At 74.2% G+C, this 13,232-nt stretch carries 13 protein-coding genes; 5 read left to right on the top strand and 8 right to left on the bottom strand.

What is annotated here, in order from left to right; genetic code table 11:
• A partial coding sequence (locus C4U44_RS12600; protein WP_146088253.1) for a biotin/lipoyl-containing protein occupies positions 1 to 426 on the top strand: 426 nt, incomplete at its 5' end.
• A 160-nt stretch (positions 427 to 586) separates the two neighbouring features.
• On the top strand, positions 587 to 1,870 hold the full coding sequence (locus C4U44_RS12595; protein ID WP_103885785.1) for a cation:proton antiporter domain-containing protein: 1,284 nt from the start codon (positions 587 to 589) through the stop codon (positions 1,868 to 1,870).
• Positions 1,871 to 1,996: 126 nt separating this feature from the next.
• On the opposite strand, the gene C4U44_RS12590 is transcribed toward C4U44_RS12595, so the two are convergent.
• Positions 1,997 to 2,872 carry a bifunctional DNA primase/polymerase gene (locus C4U44_RS12590; protein ID WP_103885849.1) on the bottom strand — a complete coding sequence of 292 codons (876 nt, stop codon included), beginning with the start codon at positions 2,870 to 2,872 and terminating at the stop codon, positions 1,997 to 1,999.
• A 234-nt stretch (positions 2,873 to 3,106) separates the two neighbouring features.
• Between C4U44_RS12590 and C4U44_RS41105 the strand changes: the two genes are divergently transcribed.
• Positions 3,107 to 5,065: a tetratricopeptide repeat protein gene (locus C4U44_RS41105; protein ID WP_146088252.1), complete on the top strand. Its 1,959-nt coding sequence runs from the start codon at positions 3,107 to 3,109 to the stop codon at positions 5,063 to 5,065.
• A 113-nt stretch (positions 5,066 to 5,178) separates the two neighbouring features.
• Positions 5,179 to 5,964: a Bax inhibitor-1/YccA family protein gene (locus C4U44_RS12580; protein WP_103885848.1), complete on the top strand. Its 786-nt coding sequence runs from the start codon at positions 5,179 to 5,181 to the stop codon at positions 5,962 to 5,964.
• A gap of 57 nt (positions 5,965 to 6,021) precedes the next feature.
• Here C4U44_RS12580 and C4U44_RS12575 read toward each other — a convergent pair whose 3' ends face one another.
• Positions 6,022 to 6,255: a DUF4287 domain-containing protein gene (locus C4U44_RS12575; protein WP_103885784.1), complete on the bottom strand. Its 234-nt coding sequence runs from the start codon at positions 6,253 to 6,255 to the stop codon at positions 6,022 to 6,024.
• 134 nt (positions 6,256 to 6,389) lie between these two features.
• Between C4U44_RS12575 and C4U44_RS12570 the strand changes: the two genes are divergently transcribed.
• On the top strand, positions 6,390 to 6,716 hold the full coding sequence (locus C4U44_RS12570; RefSeq protein WP_103885783.1) for a hypothetical protein: 327 nt from the start codon (positions 6,390 to 6,392) through the stop codon (positions 6,714 to 6,716).
• 57 nt (positions 6,717 to 6,773) lie between these two features.
• On the opposite strand, the gene C4U44_RS12565 is transcribed toward C4U44_RS12570, so the two are convergent.
• From C4U44_RS12565 to eno, 6 genes are all read right to left on the bottom strand, one after another.
• Positions 6,774 to 7,670, bottom strand: a complete 897-nt coding sequence (locus C4U44_RS12565) for a hypothetical protein (RefSeq protein WP_235032008.1) — start codon at positions 7,668 to 7,670, stop codon at positions 6,774 to 6,776.
• A gap of 275 nt (positions 7,671 to 7,945) precedes the next feature.
• On the bottom strand, positions 7,946 to 9,166 hold the full coding sequence (locus tag C4U44_RS12560; protein ID WP_103885781.1) for an acetyl-CoA C-acetyltransferase: 1,221 nt from the start codon (positions 9,164 to 9,166) through the stop codon (positions 7,946 to 7,948).
• Positions 9,167 to 9,506: 340 nt separating this feature from the next.
• Complete coding sequence (locus C4U44_RS12555; RefSeq protein WP_103885780.1) at positions 9,507 to 10,460, bottom strand: Ppx/GppA phosphatase family protein; 954 nt, start codon at positions 10,458 to 10,460, stop codon at positions 9,507 to 9,509.
• On the bottom strand, positions 10,457 to 11,059 hold the full coding sequence (locus C4U44_RS12550; protein WP_103885779.1) for a DUF501 domain-containing protein: 603 nt from the start codon (positions 11,057 to 11,059) through the stop codon (positions 10,457 to 10,459). Before C4U44_RS12550 ends, C4U44_RS12555 begins: the two co-directional genes overlap by 4 nt.
• Before the next feature lie 101 nt (positions 11,060 to 11,160).
• Positions 11,161 to 11,670, bottom strand: coding sequence for an FtsB family cell division protein (locus C4U44_RS12545; protein ID WP_103885778.1), 510 nt, complete (start codon positions 11,668 to 11,670; stop codon positions 11,161 to 11,163).
• 135 nt (positions 11,671 to 11,805) lie between these two features.
• Entirely contained in the window at positions 11,806 to 13,086 is a 1,281-nt protein-coding gene (eno, locus tag C4U44_RS12540) for a phosphopyruvate hydratase (protein WP_103885777.1), read from the bottom strand.
• Positions 13,087 to 13,232: the final 146 nt, after the last annotated feature.

Raw genomic sequence — 13,232 nt, 5'->3', positions numbered from 1 at the left:
TTCGACAACACCATCCCCCCCTTCACCGGCACCACCCCCGACGAAGAGGAAACCGGCAGCCGCGAAACCGTCGTCGTCGAAGTCGGCGGCAAACGCCTCGAAGTCTCCCTCCCCACCAAGCTGAGCACGGTGCTGGCCCGCGGCCTGGCCGCCCAGCAGGCCCGGCCGCGGCGCCGGGGACCGGGCCGCCGCACGGCGACCGCCGTCTCCGGCGACACCCTCGCCTCCCCGATGCAGGGCACGATCGTGAAGGTCGCCGTCGAGGAGAAGCAGACCGTCGCCGAAGGCGACCTGATCGTCGTCCTCGAAGCCATGAAGATGGAGCAGCCGATCCACGCCCACCGCGCCGGCACCGTTATCGGGCTCACCGCCGACGTCGGCTCCTCGATCTCCTCGGGCGCGGTCATCTGCGAGATCAAGGACTGAGACCCGCGGGGCGGCTGGCGCCACGTCAGCCGCCGCCCGCCCCAACCCTCCCCTCCCCGTACCGGCTCCTCGTACCGGCAGGAGGCGGCTCCTCGCACAGCTCGTCCGGCGTGACGCACGTCCCGTGTCCGAGTGGATCCGACGACCCAGGGGAAGTCCCATGGCCCAGAATCCGACGCAACTGCTGGCCGAGGCGATGGCCGACGTCGCGGCCGTCCTGATCTTCAGCGCCGCGCTCGCCCCGGTCTTCCGGCGGTTACGGCAACCGCAGGTCATCGCCGAGATCCTGGCCGGCATCGCCCTGGGCCCGAGCCTGCTCGGACTGCTGCCGGGGAACCTGCCCGCGCGGCTCTTCCCCGTCGCCGGGCGGACCGACCTCTCGGCGATCGCCCAGGTCGGCATCCTGCTCTTCATGTTCCTCATCGGCTGGCAGATGAGCCCCGGCGAGATCCGCAGGAGCCGCAACTCCGTCGTCGGTGTCTCGCTGTCCTCGATCGCGCTGCCCTTCGCCGCCGGGATCGGGCTCGCCACCTGGCTCTACCACGACCACACCACCGTGGCCGGGCACCACGTCGGCGAGACGGCGTTCACCCTCTTCGTCGGCACGGCCATGGCCATCACGGCGTTCCCGGTGCTGGCCCGCATCATCCTCGAACACCGCCTGCAGGCAACCCGGGTGGGCACCCTCGCGCTGGCCAGCGCCGCGGTCGGCGACGTCCTCGCCTGGTGCATGCTGTCCGTCATCTCCGCGGTCGCCGCCTCCAGCGGCTCCGGCAGCCTGCTGCGGATCGTCGGCTGGTCCGCGCTGTACGTCGCGGTGCTCGCCCTGGTCGTCCGGCCGCTGCTGAAGCTGCTGGTCGACCGGATGAGCTCCGACGGCGACGTCTCCCCGCTGCTGCTCGGCATCCTGGCGGGCGGCGCCTTCGTGGCCGGCTACGTCACGAACCAGATCGGGCTCGACGCCATCTTCGGGGCCTTCTCCTTCGGCCTGGTCATGCCGCGGGAGGCCGGCTACGGCCTCCAGGCGCGGGTGCGCGAGCCGATGGAGCACATCACCACGCTCCTGCTGCCGGTGTTCTTCGTGAGCACCGGCCTGTCCGTGGACGTCACCCAGCTCGGTGGCGGCGGCTGGCTGCAACTGGCGGCCATCGCCGCGGTGGCCTGCGCGGGCAAGCTCATCGGGGCGACCGGCGCGGCGCGGTTGTCGGGCCTGTCCTGGCGGGACTCCCGCACGGTCGGCTTCCTGATGAACACCCGCGGCCTGACCGAGCTGATCATCCTCAACGCGGGGGTGACGATGGGCGTGCTGGACCACCGCATGTTCACGATGATGGTGATCATGGCGCTGGTCACGACGGCGATGGCCGGCCCGTTCGTGCCGCGACTGCCCGAGCCCGAGCCGGCGGCCCGGCGGCTGCCGAGCCCGGTCGGCCAGGGCGGCTGAGGAGGCCGGGGCGGCCGAGGGGGCCGGGACAGCTGCGCCAGGACCGGCCGGCCAAGGGCCCCTGCCACCTTCCGGCCCAACACGCTTGCCCGCAACCGCGTGCGTGCCGGATGGGCGCGGGCCGCCTCACGGCTCCACGGCGGCCCGCAGCCGGCCGGCCGAGGCGACCGTCGCGGCGGCCTCGCGCTCGCCCAGCCCGGTGTGGACGGCGGCCGTGACGAGCGCGGGCGCCAGCGCGTCGCCGAGGCCGGCGTCGTAGGCACGGCAGGCGGCCCAGAAGAGGCGGCCGTTGCGCTCCCCCTCGCGGGAGTCGAGCACGAACCGGATGAGCGCGGCGGCGCGCTTCTCGGCGGGGTGCCGCGGCGGCGCGGCGCCCTCGCCGGTGGACGGGGACGGCGGCGCGGGCGGGGCGGCCAGCAGGAGGAGCGCGGGCGGGGCCGGGGCCAGGGGGTGCCGTGCGGTGCCGGGCTCCAGGAGGTAGTGGCCGGCGACCGTGCGGGAGCCGGGACCGACGACGTAACCACCGGCGCCGCGCACGTCGATGCCGGGACCGAGCCGGCCCGCGGAGTTGGGCACCGGGCCGGGTGCGGTCAGCCACAGGTGGCGGCCGCCGCTGGGGGTGCGGACGGTGACGGTCGGCGGCATGGCGAAGCCGTGCCGCCCGGCGAGGGCGGCCAGCGCGGCCATGCCGTCCGCGCCGTGCTTGACGTCGAGGTCGACGCCCACGAGGTGGTGCGGGGCCCGGCCGCACGCGATGCCGTACCCGGTCGCCCAGGGCGCCATGGCGAACAGGGCGCGGATGCGGTCGGGGTCGGTGGTCGCGTCGTACACCCCGTGGCCGGGGCGGCCGCACTCGCCGCGGCAGTCGGTGGACCGGGGCTCGTCGCGGTGCGGTGAGCGGACCGCGGGGAGTTTGGTGCGCGACAGCGGGAAGACCGGCAGCCCGCGCAGGGCGGTCAGCAGCGCCGTGTGCAGGGCACGGATGTGGTCGGGGCGTGGCATGACCTGCTCCCTGATGTTCGAACGCGTGTTCGTCTCCACCCCTCAGTGATACCGCGCCCGGCCCCTGGCGTCCAGCACGAATCGGCCGGACGGCGAGCCGGACCGGTCACGGTGCGGTCACCCCGGTCCCCGGGCACGCGACGCGGGTAATACCGTCGGCACCGGCGGCATCGTCGGCACGCACCGCCCCGGGGACGGGGGGTGGGTGCGCACGCGAGACCGAGGGGCGGGCACATGAACGGACGGCGGGCGCACGGCGCGGACGCGCGGGGGGAGGGCGGCGACGAGCGGCTGGCCGCGGAGGGGGAGGTGGCGCTGACCCGGCTGATCATGGACGGCGGTGATCTGGCGCACGCCGCCGACCACCTGGGCAGCGCGTTCGCGGCCGATCCACGGCTGCCCGACGCGCACGAGGCGCTGACCGAACTGGCCGGGCGGGCCGGCGGACCGGCCGCCGCGCTGGAGTTCTTCCCCGCGGACCGGCCGTTCGCCGGGAGCCTGGTCTGCCGCGCGCACCTGCTGGCGGCCTGCGAGGAGTGGGGCGAGGCGGTGCTGCTGATCGCCACGGCGATCCGGTCCCGCCACGACCACCCCTGGGCGCACGTCGCCTGGCTCACCCGGGACGCGCTGCCCGGCCTGCTGGCGGCCCCGCTGATGACGCGGGCGCTGGCCCAGATGGTCACCGCACTGCCCGATCCGCTGCCCGAACGGGCCCGCGAGGCGGTGCGGCCGTTCTACGAACTGACCGTCGCCGTGGTCGAACGCCACCCCGACGACCCCCGGCTGTCCGCGATCGGCTCGGCGCTGGCCCGCAGGACCGGCGACACCGACCGGGCGGTGGCATGGGCGGAGCGCGCGCACCGGCTCCAGCCCGACCACATCCCGAGCATCATGCTCGGATACGCGCTCAGGGCGGCCGGGCGGCCCGACGACGCGCTGCGGGTGTGGCGCGAGGAGATCGCCCGCGACGCCACCGACCTCTCGCTGATGGTCGACATCGCCGAGCTGTACGCGTCCACCGGACGAGCCGCGCAGGGCCTGCCGTGGGCCGAACGGGCCGCCGCCGCGCGCCCCGACGACCCGCAGGCCGGCCCGGCCGTGCTCGGGGTGCGGTACGCCGCCGACGGCGACCCCGCCCATCTGCTGGCGCTCGCCGACCACTTGCGGGCCCATCCCGACCACTCCTACGCGACCACCGTGCTGGCCCGGCACAGCGAGTGGCAGCCGTGGCTCGGCGTGGTGGCCGGGGCGACCGAGGCCACCGTCAACGTGCTCCAGCAGATCCTGCGCGATCCCGGGACCGCCGCCGACCGCGGCCAGCAGGTGCAGTTGGTCGCCTCGATGATCGAACCGCCCAGCGCGGTGCTGGCGTTCCTGATGGCGTTCCCCGGCGGCCGGGTCTCCAGCCGCTCCGTCGGCGACCCCGATCCGCGCGAGCCGGTCGGCGCGGTCGGCCGCACCCTGTGGACCTACGACGGCATGGTCGCCCGCCCGGCCGTGCCCGCGCCCTCTCCCGACGCGACGCGGCTGGTACGGGACACCGCGGCCGCGTCCTGGCCGCACATCCCGGCCGCCTACGACCACGGGGTGCGGCTGTCCGGCCTGCCGCTGGACGACCTGCTCGGCGTCATGGTCCACCCGCCGCAGCCGCCCGACGACGAGCAGGGCCGCTACCTGCGGGCGTACCGGCCCGAGCTGTGGATCCGCGCGGTGCAGACCTTCGCCTGCCTCGGGGTGGCCCACCACCGCGCCGACGAGCCGTGGCCGGACTCGGTGCGCCGCTCGGTCCTGCTCGACCTCCTCGACGGCCCCGAGGACTGGCTCGCCGAGACCGCGGCCTTCGCCATGGTGGCCACCGCCTGGGTCGACCCGTCGGTGCGCGAGGACGTCGGGCTGCGGGTGACCGAGCGGATGCTGGCGGCGGCCAAGGCGTACCGCACCCGCGAGGTGACCGTGCTGGGCTCGCTGTGCCGCCTGGTGCTGCTGTGCCCGTGGCTGGAGGCGACGTACACCGGGCTGGCCCGCGACCTGCTCGCCACGATCGCGCGGGCCGAGCAGGAGCAGGAGAAGGAGCGGGCCGGCGGGGGCGGGGGCAACTCCGCGCCGGCCGGCGGCAACGGCCGGGGCAGCGACGCGCCCGACGGCGCGCCGCAGGTCTCCCGCCGGGGCCTCTTCCGCCGCCGGCGCCGCTGACCCGGACCCGGGCCGCACCCGTCCGCGACCGTCGTGCGGCCCCTCCGCCGTCCGCTTACGCTGAGGGCGGCGCCGCAGCGCGCGGTCCGGAGGCGTGGTTCCGGAGGACTGTGATGAAGAGCAGCAATCCCGTGCTGACCGGTCGCGGCTTCACCGAGGGCGGCACCGCGGCGCAGCCGCGGGACCTGACGCCCGCCCAGCTCGACGCGCTGTACGCCCGCCCCGCCGCCGGGGCCGCGCAGACCGGCCGGATGACCATGGACGGCGTCGTCGCCCGCACCGCGGCGACCCTCGGCACCGTCGTCGTCGGCGTGCTGCTCGGCTGGTTCGCGCTGCCGGAGCAGCTCGGCCTCGCGATGGGGGCCGCCGTCATCGCGTTCGTGCTCGCGATCGTGCAAGGGTTCCGGCGGACCCCCTCGCCCGCTCTCGTCCTCGGCTATGCCTTCTTCGAAGGCGTCTTCCTCGGCGTCCTCAGCCGCACCTACAACGAGGCGTGGAAGGGCGCTCCGGTCCAGGCGGTGCTCGGCACCATGGCGATCTTCGCCGGCATGCTGATCGCCTACCGGGCACGGCTGATCCGCGTCACCGCCCGCTACCAGCGGATCGGGCTGGCGGTGTCGTTCGCGTTCGTGGCCGCGATCGTGGTGAACCTGCTGTTCTCGGCGTTCGGCGGCGGCGACGGGCTGGGCATCCGCACCGGTGGGCTCGGCATCGCCTTCTGCGTGCTCGGGATCCTGCTCGGCGCGTTCTTCCTGTCGCTGGACTTCCAGCAGATCGAGGACGGGATCCGGCGCGGCGCACCGCAACGGACCTCCTGGCTGGCCGCGTTCGGCCTCACCCTCTCCCTGGTCTGGATCTACCTGGAGCTGCTGCGCCTGATCGCGATCCTGAGGGAGTGAGGGTGAGGCGGGCGTCGCGGGCGCGCCCGGGCGGGCCGGTGCGGGCGGCGCGGCCGGCTACGCGAGGTTGCGCCGGGCCCGGCGCAGGTCGTACTCGTGGACGAGGGCCTTGGCGTGGCCGTAGGAGAGGGCGTGCTCGCTGCGCAGCCAGCTCACCTTCTCGTCGAAGCGGAGGAAGGCGGGGCCTTCGGCGAGGTCGTTCAGCCAGTCGCTGACCTCGCGGCCGGTGCAGTGCGGGATGCGGTCGAGCAGGTTCCGGTGGGTTTGGTCGGAGAAGTGCGTTGCGTACATGGCGCCTCCGGTATGCGGTCCGGTCACCCCACCGTGCCCGAGAGGTCGGGCGTTGGCAACCATGCGGGGCGGACGGATATCGGTGCGAACGCGCTCCGCGCGGGTGCGCCGGGTCGCGCGGGTAGGGTCGCGGCATGTCCGATCGCACCGCGCTGCACACCGCCGTCGACCGACTCGCCGGGCGGCTGCGGTCGCTGCCGCAACGCCGGCTCCAGGGCGGAGCCGCCGCCGAGGCACTGGAGTTGGCCCGCTGGCTGGCCGCCCAGGCGGAGGCCCTGGAGTTCCCGGATCGCGCGCCGCACCACCTGCCCAACGACGGGGTGTTCGTGGTGGGCGACCAACTCGCCGTCGCCGGGCACGAGTTGGCGATGGCACTGGGTTCGGCCGCACCCGAACGCGCCGCGGAGATCGCGGCGGAGGCCCTGGAGCGGGTGGCGCGGGCCGCCAAGAGCATCGGCTGAACCCGCGACCGGACGACGGCCGCCCGGCGACCTCCGGTCAGGCCGCGCCGGCCCGCCTCACAGCGACGCGACCACGCGGTCGGCGAGGACGTAGACCGCCTCGTCACCGTAGGCGAAGGTCAGGGCGTAGGCGCCCGCTATCGCGGAGCCGCCGCGGAGCACCGGGGTGTCGCCGCGGTCGAGCGCCTCGCACAGCTTGAGGGCGGTCTCCCGGTGCCCCGGGGTCATGCACAGCGTGGTGCCGTCGGCGAAGACGTAGACGTCGAGGGTGCCGAGCGGGCCGGGGCGGACGTCGGCGAGCGGGATGCGGCCGTCGGCGAGGTCGGTGAGCCGGTCCGCGGTCTGATCCTGGGAGGCGACCACCGGCGAGGGCGCGAAGTCCGGGCCCGAGGGGTGCGGGATCGCGCCGGGCGCGGGAAGCGTCACCTCGGGGGCCTCCGGCTCCGCGGCGGCGTCCCGGGCGGCGTCGAAGGCGGCGTCGAAGGTGGCGTCCAGGCCGGGCTCGATCCCGGCGAAGTCGGCCTGCCGCGGCAGGTAGGGCAGCACCGGCGGCACCTCGTAGTCGCGGTGCCCGGGCAGGCCGGCCGGCCCGTCCGCGGGCTCGTCGCCCGGGGCAGCCACGGGACCGGGGGCGGCCGGGCCGCCGAGACCCCCCAGGGCGCCGAACGGGCCGCGCGGCAGCCCGGCGTCCTCCGCGCCCTCCCGGGCCTCCTGCTCGGCCCAGAAGGCGCGCGCCTCGGCCAGTTCGCGCTCCCGCTCGTCGGCGAGTGCCTCGGCGACGGCGGAGCGGATGTCGGCGGCGCCGTCCCGGGGACCGGGAACGCTCAGCCCGGCCAGTTCGCGGCGCAGGGCGGACACCTCGCGGCGGGTGCCGCGGGCGGTGAGCAGGGCTGCGGCACCCGTGGCCACGGCGAGACCCGCGGCGACCAGCAGGACGGTGAAGTTCACACTCACTGACGTTCTCCCGACTGATGCGACCCGAGCAATGCCCACCGGGACGGTGGACGAAACTACCCCCTCACTCACTCTGCCGGTAAACCCCTGGCCTTTGCAGTGCGGAACGTCATGAATTGAACAGGTCTGTGCGTGCTTCCTGCTCCGAACCACCCCGACTGACCTGCCCAAACGCGAGTGCCCCCGGGAAAATCACGTCCCGGGGGCAATTTGATTGCGACTTACGTCACACTCCGTGCACAGCGCAGTCGCGCCGTGCCGCAGGGTGACAAAGCTCAGCTCAGCCGCTCCAGCACCATCGCCATGCCCTGGCCGCCGCCGACGCACATCGTCTCCAGCCCGAACTGCTTGTCGTGGAACTGCAGGCTGTTGAGGAGCGTGCCGGTGATCCGCGCGCCGGTCGTGCCGAAGGGGTGGCCGACCGCGATCGCGCCGCCGTTGACGTTCAGACGGTCCAGGTCGATACCCAGGTCCCGGTAGGACGGGATGACCTGGGCGGCGAACGCCTCGTTGATCTCGACCAGGTCGATGTCGCCGATCCCCATCCCCGCCCGCTTCAGCGCCTGCTTGGACGCCTCCACCGGGCCGTAGCCCATGATCTCCGCGGACAGCCCGGAGACGCCGGTGGAGACCACCCGCGCCAGCGGGGTGATGCCGAGCTCGCGGGCCTTGGTGTCCGACATGATCACCAGGGCGGCGGCCCCGTCGTTGAGCGGGCAGCAGTTGCCGGCCGTCACGGTGCCGTCGGGGCGGAAGACCGGCTTGAGGCCCGCCACGCCCTCCAGGGTGACCCCGGCGCGCGGCCCGTCGTCCTTGGCCACCACGGTGCCGTCCGGGAGCGTCACGGGGGTGATCTCGCGCTCCCAGAAGCCGTTCGCCAGCGCCTGCTCGGCCAGGTTCTGCGAGCGGACGCCGAACTCGTCCTGCTCCTGGCGGCTGATGCCCTTGAGCGCGGCCAGGTTCTCGGCGGTCTGGCCCATGGCGATGTACGCGTCCGGCACGGCGCCGTCCTCGCGCGGGTCGTGCCACTCCCCGCCGCCCTCCTCCGCGCGCTTCTCGGTCCGCGCCCGCGCCTCGTCGAACAGCGGGTTCATCGTGTCGGGCAGGCTGTCGGAGTTGCCCTTGGTGAAGCGCGAGACCATCTCCACGCCGGCCGACACGAACACGTCGCCCTCGCCGGCCTTGATGGCGTGCAGCGCCATCCGCGTGGTCTGGAGCGAGGAGGAGCAGTAACGGGTGACGGTGCAGCCGGGCAGGTGGTCCATGCCCATCCGCACCGCCACGATCCGGGCCATGTTGAAGCCCTGCTCGCCGCCGGGCAGGCCGCAGCCGAGCATCAGGTCCTCGATGTCGCGCGGGTCGAGCTGAGGCACCTTCTCCAGCGCGGTCCTGATGATCGTGGCGGCCAGGTCGTCCGGGCGCAGTTCCTTGAGCGAGCCCTTGAAGGCGCGCCCGATGGGCGAACGGGCGGCTGAGACGATGACTGCTTCGGGCATCGCGACTCTCCTCTTCGAGGCGGCGGGACTGCGGGGACCGGCATCCGGGACCGGCGACCGCGACCGACCTGCGGGAACGGCTTCCGGGACCGGCGACCGCGACCGACCTGCGGGAACGGCATCCGGGACCGGCGACCGCGACCGACCTGCGGGAACGGCTTCCGGGACCGGCGTCCGGGACAGCGGGACGGGGCAGCGCGGCCCCGGGCCGTTCGCCGGACCCTCTGGGAAGTTACCCGTACGTAGCGCAGCGAGTCACCAGGTCTCCGCTGTGATGCGGGATACTTTCTGAGCGCTTGCTTACCCGCGAACGCCTAGCCCGTACCCGTTTTCGGCCGGGTCAACCCGCGGCTCCGAAGGCGATCCCGTCGAGGATGTCGTGCTCGCTCACCACGACCTCCTTCGCGCCCGTGCGCTCCATGATCCGCAGCAGCACCAGGGCGCCCGACGCGATCACGTCCACCCGGCCCTCGTGCATGGACGGGATCGCGGCGCGCTCGGCGTGGGTGGCGGCCACCAGCCGGCCGGTGATCTCCCGCACCCGCTCGACGCTGATCCGGGAGTGGTGGATGGCCGCCGGGTCGTAGCCGGGCAGGTCCTGGGCGATCGCGGACAGCGTGGTCACCGAGCCGGCCAGGCCGACCAGGGTGCGGGCCCGGTCGAAGGGCACCTCGGCGGCCACCACGTCGAGGGCCGCGTCGATGTCGGCGGTGATCGCGGCCACCCGTTCGGGGGTCGGCGGGTCCACCACCGCGCCGTCCACCACGAGGTGGCGCTCGGTCATCCGCACGCAGCCGATGTCGACCGAGCGGGCCGCGATCACCTCGTGGTCGCCGAGCACGAACTCCGTGGAGCCGCCGCCGATGTCCACCACCAGGTACGGGGCGTCCAGGTCGTCCGCGCCGACCAGCTCGCGGGTCGCGCCGGTGAAGGAGAACTCCGCCTCCTGGGCGCCGGAGATCACCTCGGGGCGCACTCCGAGGATGCCGACGACACCCTTCACGAAGTCGTCCCGGTTCTCGGCGTCCCGCGACGCGGAGGTGGCCACGAAGCGGATCCGCTCCGGGGGCACCCCGTAACCGCTGATCACTTGCGCGTACTCCCGGCAGGCGGCGAAGGTGCGCTCCAGTGCCTCGGGGGCGAGGCGGCCGGTGCGGTCCACGCCCTGCCCGAGCCGGACGATCCGCATCCGCCGGTCCAGGTCGACGAGCGCGCCCGTGGCCGGGTCGACGTCGGCGACCAGCAGCCGGATCGAGTTCGTGCCGCAGTCCACCGCGGCCACCCGGACGCTCACGCGGCCCCCTTGCCGTCTCCGGCGCCCTGATCGGCGCTCCCGGACGTCCCGGGCAGTCCGGCGGCCGCCGCGTCCGGCCCGGTGGGCTCTGGTGGCTGGGCCGACACGCAGGGGCCCTTGGCCCACCACTCGGGCAGCAGCGCCAGCGTCTCGTCGCCCAGCGGGTTGATACCGGGCCCGGCCGCCAGCGCGTGGGCGGCCAGGACGTGCAGGCACTTGACCCGGTCGGGCATGCCGCCCGCGCTGGGGAAGCCCGGCAGCACCTCGATGGCGTCGCGGCGGGCCAGGTAGTCCTCGTGCGCGGCGCGGTAGGCGGCGGCCAGGTCCGCGTCCTCGGCGAGCCGGGCGGACATCTGCTTCATCACGCCGTCTGCCTCCAGGGTGCCGATCGCGGAGGCCGCGCGCGGGCAGGTGAGGTAGTACGTCGTGGGGAACGGGCTGCCGTCCTCCAGCCGGGGCGAGGTCTCGACGACGTCGGGGTTGCCGCAGGGGCAGCGGTGCGCGACGGCGCGCAGGCCGCGCGGCGGACGGCCGAGCTGCTCGCGCACGGCGGCGAGGTCGGCCTCGGTGGGCGGGGTGTGCTGCGGGGAGGTGTCCATGAACCGTTCTGCTTTGCGGTGTGCGGGAGTCGGGCCGGTGGGACGTGCGCGGCGACCGGGCCCCGGAACCCGGTCGGGCCTCCGGGGGCAGGGCACCGCGGTCAGTGCCGGGGCGCCGCCGCGGCGTCCGCCTGGTCGACGCCGTCCCACATGTTGTCGTACCACGGGCGGCGCGCGGCCGCCTCGTCGCTGGCGCGGCGCTCGGCGGCGGGGTCGGAGTCGCCGGCCGGGGTGGAGCCCGCGACCGAGTAGCCGGTCTCGCCCGGCAGCACGAAGTGCAAGTGCGCGCGGGCCTGGGTGCGGACGTAGTCCGGGTCCTGCCAGCGGGCCTTCTCCGCGCGCAGCTGCTCGACCTTCTGCTCGGCCTGCTGGGCGGCCCGGCGCTGGTCGGCGATGTCCGAGCGCTGGGCGATGTACTGCCGGGTCGGATAGGCCAGGGCGACGACGAGCGCGCACAGCACCAGGGCGAGCAGCGCCGCCCGCCCGGTGAGCTTGTTGCGCCGCACCGGCCGCCGGGCCGCGGCACGGTAGACGCGTGCCTGCGCCTCCTGGCCGATGGCCTTGAGCCGGGCCGCGGTGGTGAAGCGGTCAGAGAAGCGGTCCGACCCCACGCCGTGACTCCCCTCGCCGTCCTGCTGACGGTCAGATGCGTACGTCCCCGCACCACGGTACGGGACCGGGTGCGGGGACGTCCGCAGGCTGACGGGTCGTCAGCCCATCGCGGGCGCCGACCCGTCGGGGGCGGGTCAGCCCTTGAAGCGCGGGAAGGCGCTGCGGCCCGCGTAGACCGCCGCGTCGTCCAGGATCTCCTCGATCCGCAGCAGCTGGTTGTACTTCGCGACGCGCTCGGAGCGGGCCGGGGCGCCGGTCTTGATCTGGCCGCAGTTGGTGGCGACGGCGAGGTCGGCGATGGTGACGTCCTCGGTCTCGCCGGAGCGGTGCGACATCATGCACTTGTAGCCGCTGCGCTGGGCCAGCTCGACGGCGTCCAGCGTCTCGGTCAGCGAGCCGATCTGGTTCACCTTGACCAGCAGCGCGTTGGCCGTGTCGTTGTCGATGCCCTTCTGCAGGCGCTCGGGGTTGGTGACGAACAGGTCGTCGCCGACGATCTGCACCTTGGTGCCGAGGCGGTCGGTGAGGACCTTCCAGCCGGCCCAGTCGTCCTCGAAGAGCGGGTCCTCGATGGAGACCAGCGGGTAGGCCGCGACCAGCTCCTCGTAGTACTCGGTCATCTCGGCGGCGGACTTCTCGCCGCCCTCGAACTGGTACTTGCCGTCCTTGTAGAACTCGGAGGCGGCCACGTCGAGCGCGAGGGCGATGTCCTGGCCGGGGGTGTAGCCGGCCTGCTTGACGGCCTCCAGGATCAGGTCGAGCGCCTCGCGGTTGGAGCCGAGGTTCGGCGCGAAGCCGCCCTCGTCGCCCAGACCGGTGGACAGGCCGCGGGACTTCAGCACGCCCTTGAGGGTGTGGTAGACCTCGGCGCCCCAGCGGACGGCCTCGGAGAAGGACTCGGCGCCGATCGGCGCGATCATGAACTCCTGGATGTCGACGTTGGAGTCCGCGTGCGAGCCGCCGTTGAGGATGTTCATCATCGGCACCGGCAGCACGTGCGCGTTCGGGCCGCCGAGGTAGCGGAACAGCGGCAGGTCGGACGCCTCGGAGGCAGCGTGCGCGACGGCCAGCGAGACGCCGAGGATGGCGTTGGCGCCGAGCGAGGACTTGTCCGGGGTGGCGTCCAGGTCGAGCATCGCCTGGTCGATCAGCCGCTGCTCGGTCGCGTCGTACCCGACCAGCTCCGGGCCGATCTGGTCGCTGACCGACAGGACCGCCTTGCGCACACCCTTGCCCTGGTAGCGGTCGCTCTCGCCGTCCCGCAGCTCGAGGGCCTCGAAGGCGCCGGTGGAGGCGCCGGACGGGACCGCGGCGCGGCCGGTGCTGCCGTCGTCGAGGCCGACCTCGACCTCGACGGTGGGGTTGCCTCGCGAGTCGAGGATTTCCCGGGCTACGACGACGTCGATGGACGGCACGTTGTCTCCTTCTGAGATGTCTTCTCTTTATCGGGATGAGCCTAACCGGCTTCCCGTCCCGAGTCGGCCGTCGGCCCGGCCCTTGGGACGAACGGCCGACAGCGCCCCGCACGAACACGCCGGCCGGGCGCGCGCGGAGGAGTGCG

The sequence above is a fragment of the Actinacidiphila yanglinensis genome, assembly GCF_900107965.1.
GTDB lineage: Bacteria > Actinomycetota > Actinomycetes > Streptomycetales > Streptomycetaceae > Actinacidiphila > Actinacidiphila yanglinensis.
Note: the sequence above shows the minus strand (reverse complement) of the source record. Positions and strands in the feature narration are given on the sequence as shown.

What these genes read in the sequence shown, in the direction of transcription:
- C4U44_RS12595 (WP_103885785.1), top strand. Translation starts at nt 587, where the DNA reads ATGGCCCAGAATCCGACGCAACTGCTGGCCGAGGCGATGGCCGACGTC.
- C4U44_RS12590 (WP_103885849.1), bottom strand. Translation starts at nt 2,872, where the DNA reads ATGCCACGCCCCGACCACATCCGTGCCCTGCACACGGCGCTGCTGACC.
- C4U44_RS41105 (WP_146088252.1), top strand. Translation starts at nt 3,107, where the DNA reads ATGAACGGACGGCGGGCGCACGGCGCGGACGCGCGGGGGGAGGGCGGC.
- C4U44_RS12580 (WP_103885848.1), top strand. Translation starts at nt 5,179, where the DNA reads ATGAAGAGCAGCAATCCCGTGCTGACCGGTCGCGGCTTCACCGAGGGC.
- C4U44_RS12575 (WP_103885784.1), bottom strand. Translation starts at nt 6,255, where the DNA reads ATGTACGCAACGCACTTCTCCGACCAAACCCACCGGAACCTGCTCGAC.
- C4U44_RS12570 (WP_103885783.1), top strand. Translation starts at nt 6,390, where the DNA reads ATGTCCGATCGCACCGCGCTGCACACCGCCGTCGACCGACTCGCCGGG.
- C4U44_RS12560 (WP_103885781.1), bottom strand. Translation starts at nt 9,166, where the DNA reads ATGCCCGAAGCAGTCATCGTCTCAGCCGCCCGTTCGCCCATCGGGCGC.
- C4U44_RS12550 (WP_103885779.1), bottom strand. Translation starts at nt 11,059, where the DNA reads ATGGACACCTCCCCGCAGCACACCCCGCCCACCGAGGCCGACCTCGCC.